Source organism: Salmonella sp. NW722 (assembly GCF_051702785.1).
In the GTDB taxonomy this organism is placed as follows: Bacteria; Pseudomonadota; Gammaproteobacteria; order Enterobacterales; family Enterobacteriaceae; genus Salmonella; species Salmonella enterica.
The window spans coordinates 1-15,530 of sequence record NZ_JAMMIN010000015.1 but is presented as its reverse complement, the minus strand read 5'-3'; the positions used below and the strand labels follow the sequence as shown (position 1 = coordinate 15,530).

Here is a 15,530-nt window from a genome sequence, read left to right as displayed (position 1 = left end):
CTCAACCCCCTGCAATAACCTGAAAAAGCAGGATCTGGTCGCCTTCCTGCACGATTTGCTGCTGCCACTGCTCGCGCGGCAGGATCTGCTGATTGAGCGCCAGCGCCGCGCCCGGTTTAAGCTGATTAAGCGCAGCAAGCAGCTCACTGACGGTTTGCCCTTCGGCGCACTGCATCGGTTCATCATTGAACTGAATCTGCATGCTGCCCTCCGCAGACCGGACAGCCGCTGGCGCGATGCAGCGCCAGGCTGCGCCACTGGCTGGTTTTACCGTCAAAGAGGCGTAGCTCTCCACTGGGCGTCTCAATACCGCTGAGTAATTTAATCGCCTCCAGCGCCTGCAAAGTGCCCATCACGCCAACAACCGGTCCGAGCACGCCAGCGGTACGGCAGTTGCGTTCAGGCTCGACATCATCTGACCACAGGCAGCGGTAACAGCCTTGTTCCCACGGTGGCGTGAGGACCATCAGTTGGCCGCCAAAGCCGACGGCGCTGGCGGAAATTAACGGTGTGTTGAGCGCCACGCAGGCGGCGTTAATTTCCTGGCGCGTTGCCATGTTATCGGTACAGTCGAGCACCACGTCGGCGCGTGCTACCGCATGCCGCAGTGCCTCGCCTTTTAGTCGCTGCTGGAGTGATACCAGTTCGATATCCGGGTTGAGCTGTGTCAGGCGCTGCTGGGCAACCTGAGATTTTGAACGCGCGATATCATCGGTGGTAAATAGAATCTGGCGCTGCAAATTGCTCAGATGAATGTCGTCATCGTCTATCAGCGTTAGTTTGCCGATACCTGCTCCCGCCAGATACAGCGCGGCGGGTGAACCTAACCCGCCTAAACCGATAATCAGCACATGGCTATCGAGCAGCTTTTGTTGGCCTTCAATCGCGATATCGCCGAGCAGGATTTGCCGGCTGTAGCGCATAAAATCGCGGTCATTCATCGCCAACCCCCGCAATATCCAGTAACTGCGCGGTAGCGGCGCGCCAGTCGGCGGCCTGAGTAATGGCGCTAACCACAGCCACGCTGCCGACGCCGGTCGCCAGCACCGACGGGGCGCGTTCAAGGCTGATGCCGCCGATCGCGACGGTCGGGTAATTTGCCAGACGCTCAATATGCCGCGCCAGCTGCGCCAGCCCCTGCGGGGCGGAAGGCATCTGCTTGGTTTGCGTGGGGAAGACATGACCCAGCGCGATATAAGAAGGTTTAGCGGCGAGCGCGATGTCTATCTCCATATCATCGTGAGTGGATACCCCCAGGCGTAACCCCGCCGCCTGAATCGCTTTCAGGTCGGTGGTTTCAAGGTCTTCCTGACCCAGATGCACGCCGTAAGCGCGGTGCTTAATCGCCAGCCGCCAGTAATCGTTGATAAACAGCCGGGCGTCATAACGACGCCCCAGCGCGATGGCGGCAATAACATCCGCTTCCACCTCTTCATCGCGCTTATCTTTGATACGCAACTGGATCGTGCGCACGCCTGCCTCCAGCAGGCGCTCAATCCATGCAACGCTGTCCACCACCGGGTAAAGCCCGAGACGGAACGGCACGGTCGGGAAATCAGGCTGATACATCAGACTTCCTCCCGCTTGAGATAGATTTCGCCGCCTTTGGCGCGGAAGTTTTCCGACATATCCGCCATGCCGACTTCAATGGCTTGCGCGGCGGCGTAGTCGCGGACCTCCTGGCTGATTTTCATCGAGCAGAATTTCGGCCCGCACATGGAGCAGAAGTGGGCAATCTTGCCGGACTCCTGTGGCAGGGTTTCATCGTGATAAGCGCGGGCGGTGAACGGGTCGAGCGCGAGGTTAAACTGGTCTTCCCAGCGGAATTCGAAGCGCGCTTTCGACATGGCGTTATCGCGAATCTGCGCGCCCGGATGCCCTTTGGCTAAATCCGCGGCGTGGGCGGCGATTTTGTAGGTGATCAGCCCCTGCTTCACATCTTCTTTGTTCGGCAGGCCGAGATGCTCTTTCGGCGTCACGTAACACAGCATCGCGCAGCCAAACCAGCCGATCATCGCGGCACCGATCCCGGAGGTGAAGTGGTCATAGCCCGGCGCGATGTCAGTGGTCAACGGCCCCAAAGTGTAGAACGGCGCTTCGTGGCAGCTCTCCAGTTCTTCGGTCATGTTGCGCTGAATCATATGCATCGGTACGTGGCCCGGGCCTTCAATCATCACCTGCACGTCGTATTCCCAGGCGATTTTGGTCAATTCGCCCAGCGTATGCAGCTCGGAGAACTGCGCTTCGTCGTTGGCGTCCTGAATGGAGCCGGGACGCAGGCCGTCGCCCAGCGACAGGGAAACGTCGTAGGCGGCGCAGATTTCACAAATCTCGCGGAAATGTTCGAACAGGAAGTTCTCTTTGTGATGCGAGAGGCACCACTTCGCCATGATCGAACCGCCGCGTGAGACAATGCCGGTCAGGCGTTTGGCGGTCATCGGCACGTAGCGCAGCAGTACGCCCGCGTGAATGGTGAAGTAGTCGACGCCCTGTTCTGCCTGCTCCAGCAGCGTGTCGCGGAACGCTTCCCAGGTAAGATCTTCGGCGATCCCGTTGACCTTTTCCAGCGCCTGGTAGATCGGGACGGTGCCGATCGGTACCGGACTGTTACGCAGGATCCATTCGCGGGTTTCGTGGATATAGCGGCCGGTGGAGAGGTCCATCACCGTGTCCGCGCCCCAGCGCGTCGCCCACACCAATTTTTCCACCTCTTCTTCGATAGAGGAGGTGACCGCCGAGTTGCCGATGTTGGCATTCACTTTGACCAGGAAGTTGCGGCCGATAATCATCGGCTCGGATTCCGGGTGGTTGATGTTGGCGGGAATAATCGCGCGGCCCGCGGCGACTTCATCACGCACGAATTCTGGCGTAATGTTTTCCGGCAGGCGCGCGCCAAAGCTCATCCCCGGATGCTGGTGGCGCAGCACTTCACTGCGAATGCGCTCGCGGCCCATATTTTCACGGATGGCGATGAACTCCATTTCGGGAGTGACGATCCCCTGGCGGGCATAATGAAGTTGCGTCACGCGGTGTCCGGCTTTGGCGCGTTTTGGCGTCAGCAGGCCGGTAAAACGCAGATCGTCCAGGCCATCGTCGGCCAGACGTTCTCTGGTATAAGCCGAGCTACGGTCGTCTAATTCTTCGCTATCGTTGCGTGCATCAATCCACGGCTGGCGCAGTTTCGCCAGACCCTGCTGGACGTTAATCGCCACCTCAGGATCGCCATAGGGGCCGGAGGTGTCGTACACCGGCACGGCTTCGTTCTCTTCAAACTGCGGGTTGTCTTTACTGCCGCCGATAAGCGTCGGGCTAAGTTGAATTTCGCGCATCGGTACGCGAATATCATGCTGCGAACCGGTCACGTAGATGCGTTTCGAGTTGGGAAAGGCAGTCCCTTCCAGCGTATCGATAAAATGCTGGGCTTTAGCGCGCTGCTCGCGGCGGGTTAACGTTGTTGTAGACATAGCTCATTCCAAAAAATTAAGGACGTGGCTTGTCAGACGACGGATGGAGTAATGGATGTGCGCCGCCCGTAAAGGCAGCAGCATAAAGCAGAATTACTCTTGTTCCCTTCGCAGGTATTAACCTGATCAGGTTCCGCGGATCCCGAATTAACGGTCTCAGCCTTTTCCACTTCATCCTTCGCGCTGCCTCTTCGTTGGCTTCGTCCGCTCACTCCAGTCACTTACTTATGTAAGCTCCTGGAGATTCACCGACTTGCCGCCTTGACGCATCACGAACGCTTTTGTGGAAAATTAGCACTCCGACAAGATAACCGCCCCTCCGAAGAGGGGGCTGAAGTAAACTACCTGTTACTCGCGCAGAACTCAAGCGGGACGTTTGACTCTGGCGCCGTCGTGCATCGCGTCAAACACCAGCATAATCAGCTTGTCTTCCAGCACAAAGCGGGCTTCCAGCGCTTCGCCGATATCTGACAGAGCTTGTTGAAATTCGAGACAATTATCGTGATCGATGGCAGTTTCCAGGCTGGTGTCGTAATAATCCATAATGCGCTGCGTATTATCTTCCAGCAGCGGCCAGATTTTTGCCGCATGTAAAAGCTGACCGTTTCCTTCCAATTTATGGAGAATACGTTCATAAATACTGAAGTGCCCGGCGGAAAGGTAATCGACCAGGCTCTGACAAAAATCATCCAGCGCTTTTTCATTCAGCCGCATGTACGATTCTTTGCCAGGCTTAATGCCAACCAGATTGTAGTAAGCCACGAGCAGGTGCTTACGTACATCCAGCCAGCGATCGACCAGTTTGTTGCTTCCGCCAACGCGCTCCGTCAGGTTTTCCAGCTGGTTTAGCATGATTGTCTCCGCAAGTTAGATAAAGGCTGCTCGCCATGAATGTAAAAATAATGTTAACAACATGCCAGTGAAGCAAAGGTAGTGCAAGAGCTATGGATCGTATAATTGAAAAATTAGAGAGTGGCTGGTGGATCGTCAGCCATGAACAAAAATTATGGTTGCCGTATGGGGAATTACCACACGGGCTGGCAGCAAATTTCGATCTTGTGGGGCAGCGCGCACTCCGGATAGGTGAATGGCAAGGCGAGCCCGTCTGGCTGGTGTTACAGCATCGACGCCATGATATGGGATCGGTTCGCCAGGTTATCGATCAGGATGCAGGGTTGTTCCAACTGGCGGGACGTGGCGTACAGTTGGCGGAGTTTTACCGATCGCATAAATTTTGCGGCTATTGCGGGCACCCTATGCACCCGAGTAAAACCGAATGGGCGATGCTGTGCAGCCATTGCCGCGAACGCTACTATCCGCAAATTGCCCCCTGCATTATTGTTGCCATTCGCCGTGAGGATTCCATCCTGCTGGCCCGGCACGTTCGCCACCGCAACGGCGTGCATACGGTACTGGCCGGGTTTGTTGAAGTCGGCGAAACCTTAGAACAGGCGGTCGCGCGAGAGGTAATGGAGGAGAGCGGGATTAAGGTGAAAAATCTGCGCTATGTGACTTCCCAGCCGTGGCCTTTCCCGCAGTCGTTGATGACCGCTTTTATGGCGGAGTATGACAGCGGCGAGATTGTCATCGACCCGAAAGAACTGTTGGAAGCAAATTGGTACCGTTATGACGATCTGCCGCTACTGCCGCCGCCGGGCACCGTCGCGCGCCGTTTGATCGAAGATACGGTGGCAATGTGTCGGGCTGAATATGATTGACATGTTACACTGGGCGCATCAACGCTAAAGGAATGTAAAAATGACCGAACTCAAAAACGATCGTTATCTACGTGCGCTGCTGCGCCAGCCCGTTGATGTTACGCCAGTGTGGATGATGCGCCAGGCGGGCCGTTATCTACCGGAGTACAAAGCCACTCGCGCTCAGGCGGGCGATTTTATGTCGCTGTGCAAAAATGCCGAGCTGGCCTGCGAGGTCACTTTACAGCCGCTGCGCCGTTATCCGCTTGATGCGGCGATCCTTTTCTCGGATATCCTGACGATTCCGGACGCGATGGGCCTGGGGCTCTATTTTGAAGCCGGGGAAGGCCCGCGCTTTACGGCTCCTGTCACCTGCAAAGCCGATGTCGATAAGCTGCCCATTCCCGATCCGGAGGATGAACTGGGCTACGTGATGAATGCGGTACGCACGATTCGCCGCGAACTAAAAGGCGAGGTTCCGCTGATTGGCTTCTCCGGCAGCCCGTGGACGCTGGCAACTTACATGGTGGAAGGCGGCAGTAGCAAAGCCTTCACGGTGATTAAAAAGATGATGTACGCTGACCCGCAGGCGTTGCATCTGCTGCTGGATAAGTTGGCGAAAAGCGTCACGCTGTACCTCAACGCGCAAATCAAAGCGGGCGCGCAGTCGGTGATGATTTTCGACACCTGGGGCGGCGTGCTGACTGGCCGCGATTACCAGCAGTTCTCCCTCTACTACATGCATAAAATCGTCGATGGCCTGCTGCGTGAAAACGACGGTCGCCGCGTGCCGGTAACGCTGTTCACTAAAGGTGGCGGTCAGTGGCTGGAGGCGATGGCGGAAACCGGCTGCGACGCGCTGGGTCTCGACTGGACGACAGATATCGCCGATGCGCGCCGTCGCGTTGGCCATAAAGTGGCGCTGCAGGGCAATATGGACCCCTCGATGCTGTATGCGCCGCCGGCACGGATCGAAGACGAAGTAGCGACTATACTTGCTGGTTTCGGTCAGGGAGAAGGGCACGTCTTTAACCTTGGACATGGCATCCATCAGGATGTGCCGCCAGAACATGCTGGCGCATTTGTGGAGGCAGTGCACCGACTTTCTGCGCAGTATCACAGCTAAGGAGTTAGTATGGATCTCGCGTCGCTACGCGCTCAACAGATAGAACTTGCTTCATCGGTTTGCCGCGAAGATCGCCTGGACAAAGATCCGCCAGCGTTTATCGGCGGGGCGGACGTCGGTTTTGAGCAGGGCGGCGAGGTGACGCGGGCGGCGATGGTATTGCTGAAATATCCGTCGCTTGAACTGGTCGAGTACAAGGTGGCGCGTATTGCCACCACCATGCCGTATATCCCCGGCTTCCTCTCTTTTCGTGAATATCCTGCGCTGCTGGCGGCGTGGGAACAGCTCTCGCAAAAGCCCGATTTGCTGTTTGTGGACGGTCACGGTATTTCGCATCCGCGTCGGCTTGGCGTCGCCAGTCATTTTGGACTGTTGGTGGACGTGCCGACCATCGGCGTGGCGAAAAAACGGCTATGCGGTAAATTTGAGCCACTTTCCACCGAACCTGGCACACTTAGCCCCTTAATGGATAAAGGCGAGCAACTGGCGTGGGTATGGCGCAGCAAGGCGCGCTGTAATCCGCTGTTTATCGCGACGGGGCACCGGGTCAGTACTGACAGCGCGCTGGCGTGGGTACAGCGCTGTATGAAAGGGTATCGCCTGCCGGAGCCGACGCGCTGGGCGGATGCGGTCGCTTCCGGGCGTCCGGCGTTTGTTCGTTGGCAAGAAATTCAGCGCTGATTCAGGTAAACTGCCGCTAATTTCCGATTCGAGATTCCATCATGTTACAAAACCCGATTCATTTGCGTCTGGAGCGGCTGGAAAGCTGGCAGCACGTTACCTTTATGGCCTGCTTGTGCGAGCGCATGTACCCGAACTACGCCATGTTTTGCAAGCAGACGGAATTCGGCGACGGACAGATCTACCGTCGCATTCTGGATCTGATCTGGGAAACCCTGACGGTGAAAGATGCAAAGGTCAATTTCGATAGCCAACTGGAGAAGTTTGAAGAGGCAATTCCGGCAGCTGACGACTATGATCTGTACGGCGTTTATCCGGCGATTGATGCCTGTGTCGCATTAAGCGAATTAATGCATTCTCGTCTTAGCGGCGAAACGCTGGAACACGCTATTGAGGTTAGTAAGACTTCTATTACTACGGTGGCGATGTTGGAAATGACTCAGGCTGGTCGGGAAATGACCGATGAGGAGCTCAAAACGAACCCTGCCGTTGAACAGGAATGGGATATTCAGTGGGAAATATTCCGACTTTTAGCCGACTGCGAAGAACGCGATATTGAACTGATAAAAGGGCTCAGGGCAGACCTGCGCGAGGCTGGTGAGAGCAATATCGGTATAAATTTTCAGCAATGACACCAGAAAACGTGATTTAACGTCTGATTTGTCGTGCCATAAGGCTTCCCTTATGCCCCCCGTCTGGTCTACATTTGGGAGGCGAAAAAAAGTGGCTATCGGTGCGTGTATGCAGGAGAGTGCTTTTCTGGCATTTCCGTCGCACTCGATGCTTAGCAAGCGATAAACACATTGTAAGGATAACTTATGAACAAGACTCAACTGATTGATGTAATTGCAGACAAAGCAGAACTGTCCAAAACCCAGGCTAAAGCTGCTCTGGAATCCACTCTGGCTGCTATTACTGAGTCTCTGAAAGAAGGCGATGCTGTACAACTGGTTGGTTTCGGTACCTTCAAAGTGAACCACCGTGCTGAGCGCACTGGCCGTAACCCACAGACCGGTAAAGAAATCAAAATCGCCGCCGCTAACGTACCGGCGTTTGTTTCTGGTAAAGCTCTGAAAGACGCAGTTAAGTAAGACGCGTAGCTGTGAACAGTTTTATCGAAGGGGCTCGTCAGCCCCTTTTGTCCGTCTGGCGTCGCGCGTTTCTGTTTTCTGGCGCGCTGTTGCTGACTGCCTGCAGTCATAACGCTTCACCGCCTCCGTTTACTGCCAGCGGCTTTGCCGGCGATCACGGCGCGGTGCGTATCTGGCGTAAAGATACGAACGATGAAGTCCATCTGCTTTCTGTTTTTAGCCCGTGGCATAGCGGCAGCACGACGACCAGCGAATATCGTTGGCAGGGTGATACGCTTTCGCTTATTGAACTCAATATTTACAGCAAACCGCCAGAACATATTCGCGCGCGTTTCGACGCTCATGGCGAACTCAGTTTTATGCAGCGTGAAGTCGGGGGGCAGAAGCAGCAGCTTTCCAACGATCAGATTGCCTTGTATCGCTATCGCGCCGAACAAATCCGTCAGACCAGCGACGCCTTGCGCCTGGGGCGGGTCATACTACGCCAGGGACGCTGGCACGCCGACCATACGGTAACCACCTGTGAAGGTGAAACGCTGAAACCGGATCTGGATTCCTGGGCAATAAGCCACATTGAGCGCCGCCAGAACCACTCATCGGTAGAGGTGAGCGTAGCATGGCTGGAGGCGCCGGAAGGATCGCAACTTTTGCTGGTGGCGAATTCAGATTTCTGTCACTGGCAGCCGCAAGCGAAAACCTTTTGATGGAATACCGAATGGCGAAGCCGCCATTCGGCAAACATGCTTTACCAGTTTCCCATACCCATATGACCGCCGCCGCGATGATAACCGCCGCCATAGCCGCCGCAACCGCCATAGCCCATTCCTGCGCCGCGTGGTATGCCAGCCTGCGCCATCGCGACATCCCGTTTCACGCGTTGCTCATCTAACTTCTGGCCTAATGACTCCATCTCTTTGGCAACCGCGTTAATTTTCGCAGTATCCGGCGAACTGGCGGTCAGTAGCGCGTTGTATTCATAACGTTTGGATATCAGTTGCTGGCGCAGCGCGCTGGTCTGCGTATAGTAATCATCATAAATCTTCTGCGCCGTCGCCTGCTGTTCCGTGGTTAACGGGCTACCTCCCTGTTGCCACATACCGTCATTGTTGCCCCAGTGATGCCCGGCGAAGGCGGCGCCGGAGCTCAGGGCCAAAAGAGAGAGGGCGATTAGCGCGATAGCTGATTTATTGTTCCGTTTCATTTTGCGTTCTCCTGTTGCTCATCTTATCCTCTCTCTTGCATCTTCCGTGCCAGGTAACTATTCCTTGTCGGGCAGCGAGTTAACCCGCTTCAGGCGGCAAAAAGCGAGTAAAAATGACTCGCATGACCCGCCTGGCGAGTCATTTTTACCCACTAGTATCCGAAAGGGTGTGCGACACCGCGCGGTTATGCGGAGCGAAGAATGGCATGATCTCTGCTTAAGTAAGGAAAATAAAAACGAGCCGGGGAATCCTGTGAGTTTTATACGATTACATAAAGATGCTGCTGCAACGTGGTTGAGTCGACTGTTACCTGTGGCGATCTTCATTCTGGTGGGGCTATTTTCCATTATGGTCATTCGCGACTATGGCCGTGAGAGCGCTGCCGCCAGGCAGACGCTGCTGGAAAAGGGAAATGTACTCATTCGCGCTCTGGAGTCCGGCACGCGAGTAGGTATGGGAATGCGGATGCATCACGCGCAGCAGCAGACATTGCTGGAAGAGATGGCGGGTCAGCCAGGCGTGTTGTGGTTCGCCGTAACGGATGCGCAGGGGGTAATCATCACTCATAGCAACCCTGGCATGGTGGGCAAATCGCTCTATTCCGCATCTGAAATGCATCAACTAAACCCCGGGCCGCAGGAGCGTTGGCGGCGTGTCGACGTTGCTGCTAACGGCGAGACGATACCTGCGCTGGAAATTTACCGTCAGTTCCAGCCGCTTTTCGGTATGAGAGGTCACGGTATGAGGGGGCACGGCATGGCGCGTAGCGCCAATGACGACGAACCAGCGAAACAAACTATTTTTATTGCCTTTGACGCCAGCGAGCTGGCCGCGACACAGGCAAGGGAGTGGCGTAATACGCTGATTGTTTTGTCTGCGTTAGCGGCGGTGCTGTTGGCAACGTTACTGGCGTTTTTTTGGCATCAGCGTTATCAGCGCTCGCACAGAGAACTGCTTGATGCAATGAAGCGTAAAGAAAAGCTGGTGGCAATGGGGCATCTGGCGGCGGGCGTCGCGCACGAAATTCGTAACCCGCTCTCGTCCATCAAAGGGCTGGCGAAATACTTTGCCGAGCGCACGCCAGCCGGTGGCGAGTCGCATGAACTGGCGCAGGTGATGGCCAAAGAGGCCGACCGTTTGAACCGGGTGGTAAGCGAATTGCTCGAACTGGTAAAGCCCGCGCATCTGACGCTCCAGACGGTTAACCTCAATGATATTATTACTCACTCCCTGAATCTGGTCAGTCAGGATGCCCAAAGCAGAGAGATTCAGTTGAGGTTCACGGCGAATGAGACGCTTAAGCGTATTCAGGCTGACCCGGACAGGCTGACTCAGGTGCTGTTGAATCTGTACCTGAACGCTATTCATGCGATTGGCCGCCAGGGAACGATTACCGTAGAGGCAAAAGAAAGTGGGACCGACCGCGTTATCATCACTGTTACCGATAGCGGGAAAGGGATCGCCCCGGATCAGCTGGAGGCGATTTTTACGCCTTATTTTACGACCAAAGCTGACGGGACAGGCCTGGGGCTGGCTGTGGTGCAAAATATCATCGAACAGCATGGCGGTGCGATTAAGGTGAAAAGTATTGAGGGTAAAGGCGCGGTCTTTACTATCTGGTTGCCAGTGATAGCGAGACAACAGGATTAACAAGGGTGATACGCGGAAAAATCGATATTCTGGTTGTGGATGATGATGTAAGCCACTGCACGATTTTACAGGCGCTGCTTCGGGGCTGGGGCTATAACGTCGCTCTGGCCTACAGTGGGCATGATGCGTTGGCTCAGGTGCGTGAGAAAGTCTTTGATCTGGTACTGTGCGATGTGCGTATGGCGGAGATGGACGGTATCGCCACGCTGAAGGAGATTAAAGCGCTCAACCCCGCCATTCCGATTTTGATTATGACGGCATTCTCCAGCGTGGAAACGGCGGTAGAGGCGTTGAAAGCCGGTGCGCTCGACTATTTAATTAAACCGCTGGATTTTGACCGTCTGCAGGAGACGCTGGAAAAGGCGTTGGCGCATACGCGGGAAACGGGCGCTGAATTGCCATCGGCGTCGGCTGCGCAGTTTGGCATGATTGGCAGCAGTCCGGCGATGCAACATTTACTGAATGAAATCGCGATGGTCGCACCATCAGACGCCACGGTATTGATTCACGGAGACTCCGGCACGGGTAAAGAGCTGGTGGCGCGGGCGCTACACGCCTGTAGCGCCAGGAGCGATAAACCGCTGGTCACGCTCAACTGCGCCGCGCTTAATGAATCGCTGCTGGAGTCTGAGCTGTTCGGCCACGAAAAAGGCGCGTTTACCGGTGCGGATAAACGTCGGGAGGGACGCTTTGTCGAAGCGGATGGCGGCACCTTATTCCTCGATGAAATTGGCGATATTTCACCGCTGATGCAGGTACGCCTGCTGCGGGCGATTCAGGAACGTGAGGTGCAGCGTGTGGGCAGCAATCAGACCGTGTCGGTTGATGTGCGGCTGATTGCCGCTACCCACCGCGATCTGGCGGAAGAGGTGAGTGCTGGTCGTTTTCGCCAGGATCTCTATTACCGCCTGAATGTGGTGGCGATTGAAATGCCTTCTTTGCGCCAGCGTCGGGAAGATATTCCGCTACTGGCAGACCATTTTCTGCGGCGTTTTGCCGAACGTAACCGAAAAGCGGTGAAGGGGTTTACGCCGCAGGCGATGGATCTGCTGATCCACTACGACTGGCCGGGCAATATCCGTGAACTGGAAAACGCTATCGAGCGGGCGGTGGTGTTGCTGACGGGAGAATACATTTCTGAACGCGAATTGCCTCTCGCTATTACCGCGACGCCGATAAAAACGGAATACAGTGGTGAGATCCAACCGCTGGTGGACGTCGAAAAAGAGGTGATTCTGGCGGCGCTGGAAAAAACGGGCGGCAACAAAACCGAAGCCGCCCGTCAATTGGGCATTACGCGCAAAACGCTGCTGGCTAAACTCAGCCGTTAGTTCTGTTCACGCTCGATGGCGCGCCAGCCGATGTCGTTACGGCTGAAGCTGCCGTCCCAGCGGATGTCGGTCATCAGGGCGTAAGCGCGTTTCTGCGCTTCGGCCACGGTGTGGCCCAGCGCGGTGGCGCACAGTACGCGGCCGCCGCTGGTCAACACGCGGTTGCCATCAGCGAGTTTAGTTCCGGCGTGGAAAACCTTACCGTCAGCCGCGTCTTCCAGCGGCAGGCCGTGGATCTCATCGCCAGTATTGTAATTGCCCGGATAACCGCCCGCGGCGATCACCACGCCTAATGAAGCGCGTTCGTCCCACTCGGAGGTTTTCTCATCCAGCTTGCCGTCGCAGGCGGCCAGGCAAAGATCCACCAGGTCCGACTTCATGCGTAGCATGATCGGCTGGGTTTCCGGATCGCCGAAGCGGCAGTTGAACTCGATAACTTTCGGGTTGCCCTGCTTGTCGATCATCAGACCCGCGTACAGGAACCCGGTATAGGTATTCCCTTCCGCCGCCATGCCTTTTACGGTTGGCCAGATGATGCGTTCCATGGTGCGCTGGTGCACTTCATCAGTCACCACCGGCGCCGGTGAGTAGGCCCCCATACCGCCGGTATTCGGGCCGGTATCGCCATTGCCCACGCGTTTGTGGTCCTGGCTGGTGGCCATCGGCAGCACGTGCTCGCCGTCGACCATCACGATAAAGCTCGCTTCTTCGCCGTCGAGGAACTCTTCGATGACGATACGATGTCCCGCATCACCAAAAGCGTTACCCGCCAGCATGTCATGAACGGCAGCTTCGGCTTCTTCCAGCGTCATCGCCACGATAACGCCTTTACCGGCAGCCAGACCGTCAGCTTTGATGACGATCGGCGCGCCTTTCTCACGCAGATAAGCCAGGGCTGGCTCAATCTCGGTGAAATTCTGGTATTCCGCCGTCGGAATCTGGTGACGAGCGAGGAAATCTTTGGTGAACGCTTTGGATCCTTCCAGTTGGGCGGCTCCTTCGGTTGGGCCAAAGATCTTCAGGCCCGCCGCGCGGAAGGCATCGACCACGCCAATCACCAGCGGCGCTTCCGGGCCGACGATGGTCAGATCGATCTTCTCGTCCCGGGCAAAGCTCAGCAGCGCCGGAATATCGGTGACGCCGATAGCCACGTTCTGCAACGCTGGCTCCAGCGCGGTACCGGCGTTACCCGGTGCGACAAAAACGGTATCAACCAGCGGCGACTGTGCGGCTTTCCAGGCCAGCGCGTGTTCGCGCCCGCCGTTACCAATGACTAAAACTTTCATCGTCTGTTCCCTGAATTAATGGCGGAAGTGGCGCATGTCGGTGAAGATCATCGCAATGCCGTGTTCATCGGCAGCGGCAATGACTTCATCATCACGGATAGAACCGCCAGGCTGGATAACGCAGCTCACGCCGACAGCGGCAGCGGCATCAATACCGTCACGGAACGGGAAGAAGGCGTCGGAAGCCATCGCGGAGCCTTTCACTTCCAGACCTTCGTCAGCCGCTTTAATCCCGGCGATTTTGGCGGAGTACACGCGGCTCATCTGGCCTGCGCCTATACCGATGGTCATGTTCTCTTTGGCATACACAATAGCGTTGGATTTCACGAACTTGGCTACCTTCCAGCAGAACAGCGCGTCACGCAGCTCCTGCTCGGTCGGCTGGCGTTTGGAAACCACGCGCAGTTCACCTTCGGTGACCATACCCAGATCCCTGTCCTGAACCAGCAGGCCGCCGTTAACGCGTTTGAAGTCCAGACCAGGTACGCGCTGTGCCCACTGACCACAGGTCAGTACGCGCACATTCTGCTTGGCAGCCGTGATTTTCAGCGCATCTTCGGTCGCGGACGGGGCGATGATCACTTCCACGAACTGGCGGGAGATGATGGCCTGCGCGGTTTCGGCATCCAGTTCGCGGTTGAAGGCGATAATGCCGCCGAACGCGGAGGTTGGGTCGGTTTTATACGCACGGTCGTAAGCGTCGAGAATAGTGGTGCTCACCGCCACGCCGCACGGGTTAGCGTGCTTGACAATTACGCAGGCTGGCTCGTTGAACGCTTTCACACACTCCAGCGCCGCGTCGGTATCGGCGATATTGTTGTAGGAAAGCGCTTTGCCCTGCACCTGTTGTGCAGTGGCAACGGACGCTTCTTTCACATTCTCTTCTATATAGAAGGCAGCCTGCTGGTGGCTGTTCTCGCCATAGCGCATATCCTGCTTCTTAATGAAGTTCAGATTCAGCGTACGCGGGAAGCGACCGGCGGCTTCTTTGCCTTCACCGTGGTAAGCCGGAACCATACTGCCGAAGTAGTTGGCGATCATGCTGTCGTAGGCGGCGGTGTGTTCGAAGGCTTTAATCGCGAGATCGAAACGGGTGTCGAGGGTCAGAGAGCCTTCGTTAGCATCCATCTCTTTAATAATGGCGTCGTAGTCGCTGCTCTTCACCACGATGGCCACGTCTTTATGGTTCTTCGCGGCGGAGCGCACCATCGTTGGGCCACCGATATCGATGTTCTCTACCGCATCTTCCAGCGAGCAACCTTCGCGTGCTACGGTCTCGGCGAACGGATACAGGTTAACGACAACCATATCGATAGGGGCGATGTGGTGCTGTTCCATAATGGCATCGTCCTGGCCGCGGCGACCGAGGATGCCGCCGTGGACTTTTGGATGCAGGGTCTTTACGCGTCCATCCATCATTTCCGGGAAACCGGTGTAATCGGAAACTTCGGTCACCGGCAGGCCTTTTTCTGCTAACAGGCGGGCTGTGCCCCCCGTAGACAGCAGCTCCACACCGCGTGCGGAAAGTGCCTGGGCGAATTCGATGATACCGGCCTTGTCAGAAACACTGAGCAGAGCGCGGCGGACTGGACGACGTTGTTGCATGGTAAATCCCCTGGATTTGACGATTACAGAGAGCGTTAGCTGAATTTTTCGTGAAAAACTCAGCTAACGCCCCTTATGGGGCATTCTCATTTTGCGGCGACATTGTAACGAAAACGTTTGCGCAACGCTCGCGAATTTTTCTTTTTAAATTCTGGCCCGGCTTTTATCCCTGAAAGATCGTTTGCAGAGTGAGAAGATCCAGGAAATGAACGCATATTTTGTGGATAAGTCTGTGCGTAAATTGGTATAACCAGAGGTTTTGCTGGGGAATGCAGCAAACAGTCATTTTTCTGCAATTTTTCTATTGCGGTCAGCAGAGAACTCCCTATAATGCGCCTCCATCGACACGGCGGATGTGAATCACTTCACACAAACAGCCGGTCGGTTGAAGAGAAAA

The 15,530-nt window shown here is 55.9% G+C and carries 16 protein-coding genes; 8 read left to right on the top strand and 8 right to left on the bottom strand.

Features of this window, described 5'->3' with window-relative positions; genetic code table 11:
* Nucleotide 1: 1 nt before the first annotated feature.
* From thiS to rsd, 5 genes are all read right to left on the bottom strand, one after another.
* Nucleotides 2-202, bottom strand: coding sequence for a sulfur carrier protein ThiS (gene thiS, locus NA330_RS22635; RefSeq protein WP_023241982.1), 201 nt, complete (start codon nt 200-202; stop codon nt 2-4).
* Nucleotides 183-941, bottom strand: a complete 759-nt coding sequence (gene thiF / locus NA330_RS22630; protein WP_023241983.1) for a thiazole biosynthesis adenylyltransferase ThiF — start codon at nt 939-941, stop codon at nt 183-185. The genes thiS and thiF overlap by 20 nt, the downstream gene beginning before the upstream one ends.
* A complete protein-coding gene (gene thiE, locus NA330_RS22625; protein ID WP_023241984.1) occupies nt 934-1,569 on the bottom strand; it encodes a thiamine phosphate synthase in 636 nt (211 codons plus the stop codon). Before thiE ends, thiF begins: the two co-directional genes overlap by 8 nt.
* On the bottom strand, nt 1,569-3,464 hold the full coding sequence (thiC, locus tag NA330_RS22620) for a phosphomethylpyrimidine synthase ThiC (protein ID WP_023241985.1): 1,896 nt from the start codon (nt 3,462-3,464) through the stop codon (nt 1,569-1,571). Before thiC ends, thiE begins: the two co-directional genes overlap by 1 nt.
* Nucleotides 3,465-3,827: 363 nt before the next feature.
* Nucleotides 3,828-4,316: a sigma D regulator gene (gene rsd, locus NA330_RS22615; protein WP_000934315.1), complete on the bottom strand. Its 489-nt coding sequence runs from the start codon at nt 4,314-4,316 to the stop codon at nt 3,828-3,830.
* Nucleotides 4,317-4,408: 92 nt separating this feature from the next.
* On the opposite strand from rsd, the gene nudC reads away from it, so the two are divergent.
* From nudC to NA330_RS22585, 6 genes are all read left to right on the top strand, one after another.
* Entirely contained in the window at nt 4,409-5,182 is a 774-nt protein-coding gene (nudC, locus tag NA330_RS22610) for an NAD(+) diphosphatase (protein WP_000373960.1), read from the top strand.
* Nucleotides 5,183-5,222: 40 nt separating this feature from the next.
* Nucleotides 5,223-6,287 (top strand): uroporphyrinogen decarboxylase, encoded by a 1,065-nt coding sequence (hemE, locus tag NA330_RS22605; protein ID WP_000137620.1) that lies wholly within the window; start codon nt 5,223-5,225, stop codon nt 6,285-6,287.
* 9 nt (nt 6,288-6,296) lie between these two features.
* Nucleotides 6,297-6,968, top strand: a complete 672-nt coding sequence (gene nfi, locus NA330_RS22600; protein ID WP_000362364.1) for a deoxyribonuclease V — start codon at nt 6,297-6,299, stop codon at nt 6,966-6,968.
* Nucleotides 6,969-7,009: 41 nt separating this feature from the next.
* Entirely contained in the window at nt 7,010-7,600 is a 591-nt protein-coding gene (locus NA330_RS22595; protein ID WP_000940092.1) for a YjaG family protein, read from the top strand.
* A gap of 186 nt (nt 7,601-7,786) precedes the next feature.
* Nucleotides 7,787-8,059, top strand: coding sequence for a nucleoid-associated protein HU-alpha (gene hupA / locus NA330_RS22590; protein ID WP_001044509.1), 273 nt, complete (start codon nt 7,787-7,789; stop codon nt 8,057-8,059).
* Nucleotides 8,060-8,070: 11 nt separating this feature from the next.
* Nucleotides 8,071-8,763, top strand: a complete 693-nt coding sequence (locus NA330_RS22585; protein WP_001083931.1) for a DUF1481 domain-containing protein — start codon at nt 8,071-8,073, stop codon at nt 8,761-8,763.
* Between the two features lie 41 nt (nt 8,764-8,804).
* Here NA330_RS22585 and zraP read toward each other — a convergent pair whose 3' ends face one another.
* On the bottom strand, nt 8,805-9,260 hold the full coding sequence (gene zraP / locus NA330_RS22580; protein WP_000828129.1) for a zinc resistance sensor/chaperone ZraP: 456 nt from the start codon (nt 9,258-9,260) through the stop codon (nt 8,805-8,807).
* Nucleotides 9,261-9,513: 253 nt separating this feature from the next.
* Between zraP and zraS the strand changes: the two genes are divergently transcribed.
* Nucleotides 9,514-10,911: a two-component system sensor histidine kinase ZraS gene (gene zraS / locus NA330_RS22575; protein WP_023203720.1), complete on the top strand. Its 1,398-nt coding sequence runs from the start codon at nt 9,514-9,516 to the stop codon at nt 10,909-10,911.
* A 5-nt stretch (nt 10,912-10,916) separates the two neighbouring features.
* Complete coding sequence (zraR, locus tag NA330_RS22570; RefSeq protein ID WP_000617933.1) at nt 10,917-12,242, top strand: sigma-54-dependent response regulator transcription factor ZraR; 1,326 nt, start codon at nt 10,917-10,919, stop codon at nt 12,240-12,242.
* On the opposite strand, the gene purD is transcribed toward zraR, so the two are convergent.
* Together purD and purH are read right to left on the bottom strand one after the other, a co-directional pair.
* Nucleotides 12,239-13,528, bottom strand: a complete 1,290-nt coding sequence (gene purD / locus NA330_RS22565; RefSeq protein WP_023203721.1) for a phosphoribosylamine--glycine ligase — start codon at nt 13,526-13,528, stop codon at nt 12,239-12,241. The genes zraR and purD overlap by 4 nt on opposite strands.
* 15 nt (nt 13,529-13,543) lie before the next feature.
* Complete coding sequence (gene purH, locus NA330_RS22560; RefSeq protein ID WP_023203722.1) at nt 13,544-15,133, bottom strand: bifunctional phosphoribosylaminoimidazolecarboxamide formyltransferase/IMP cyclohydrolase; 1,590 nt, start codon at nt 15,131-15,133, stop codon at nt 13,544-13,546.
* Nucleotides 15,134-15,530: the final 397 nt, after the last annotated feature.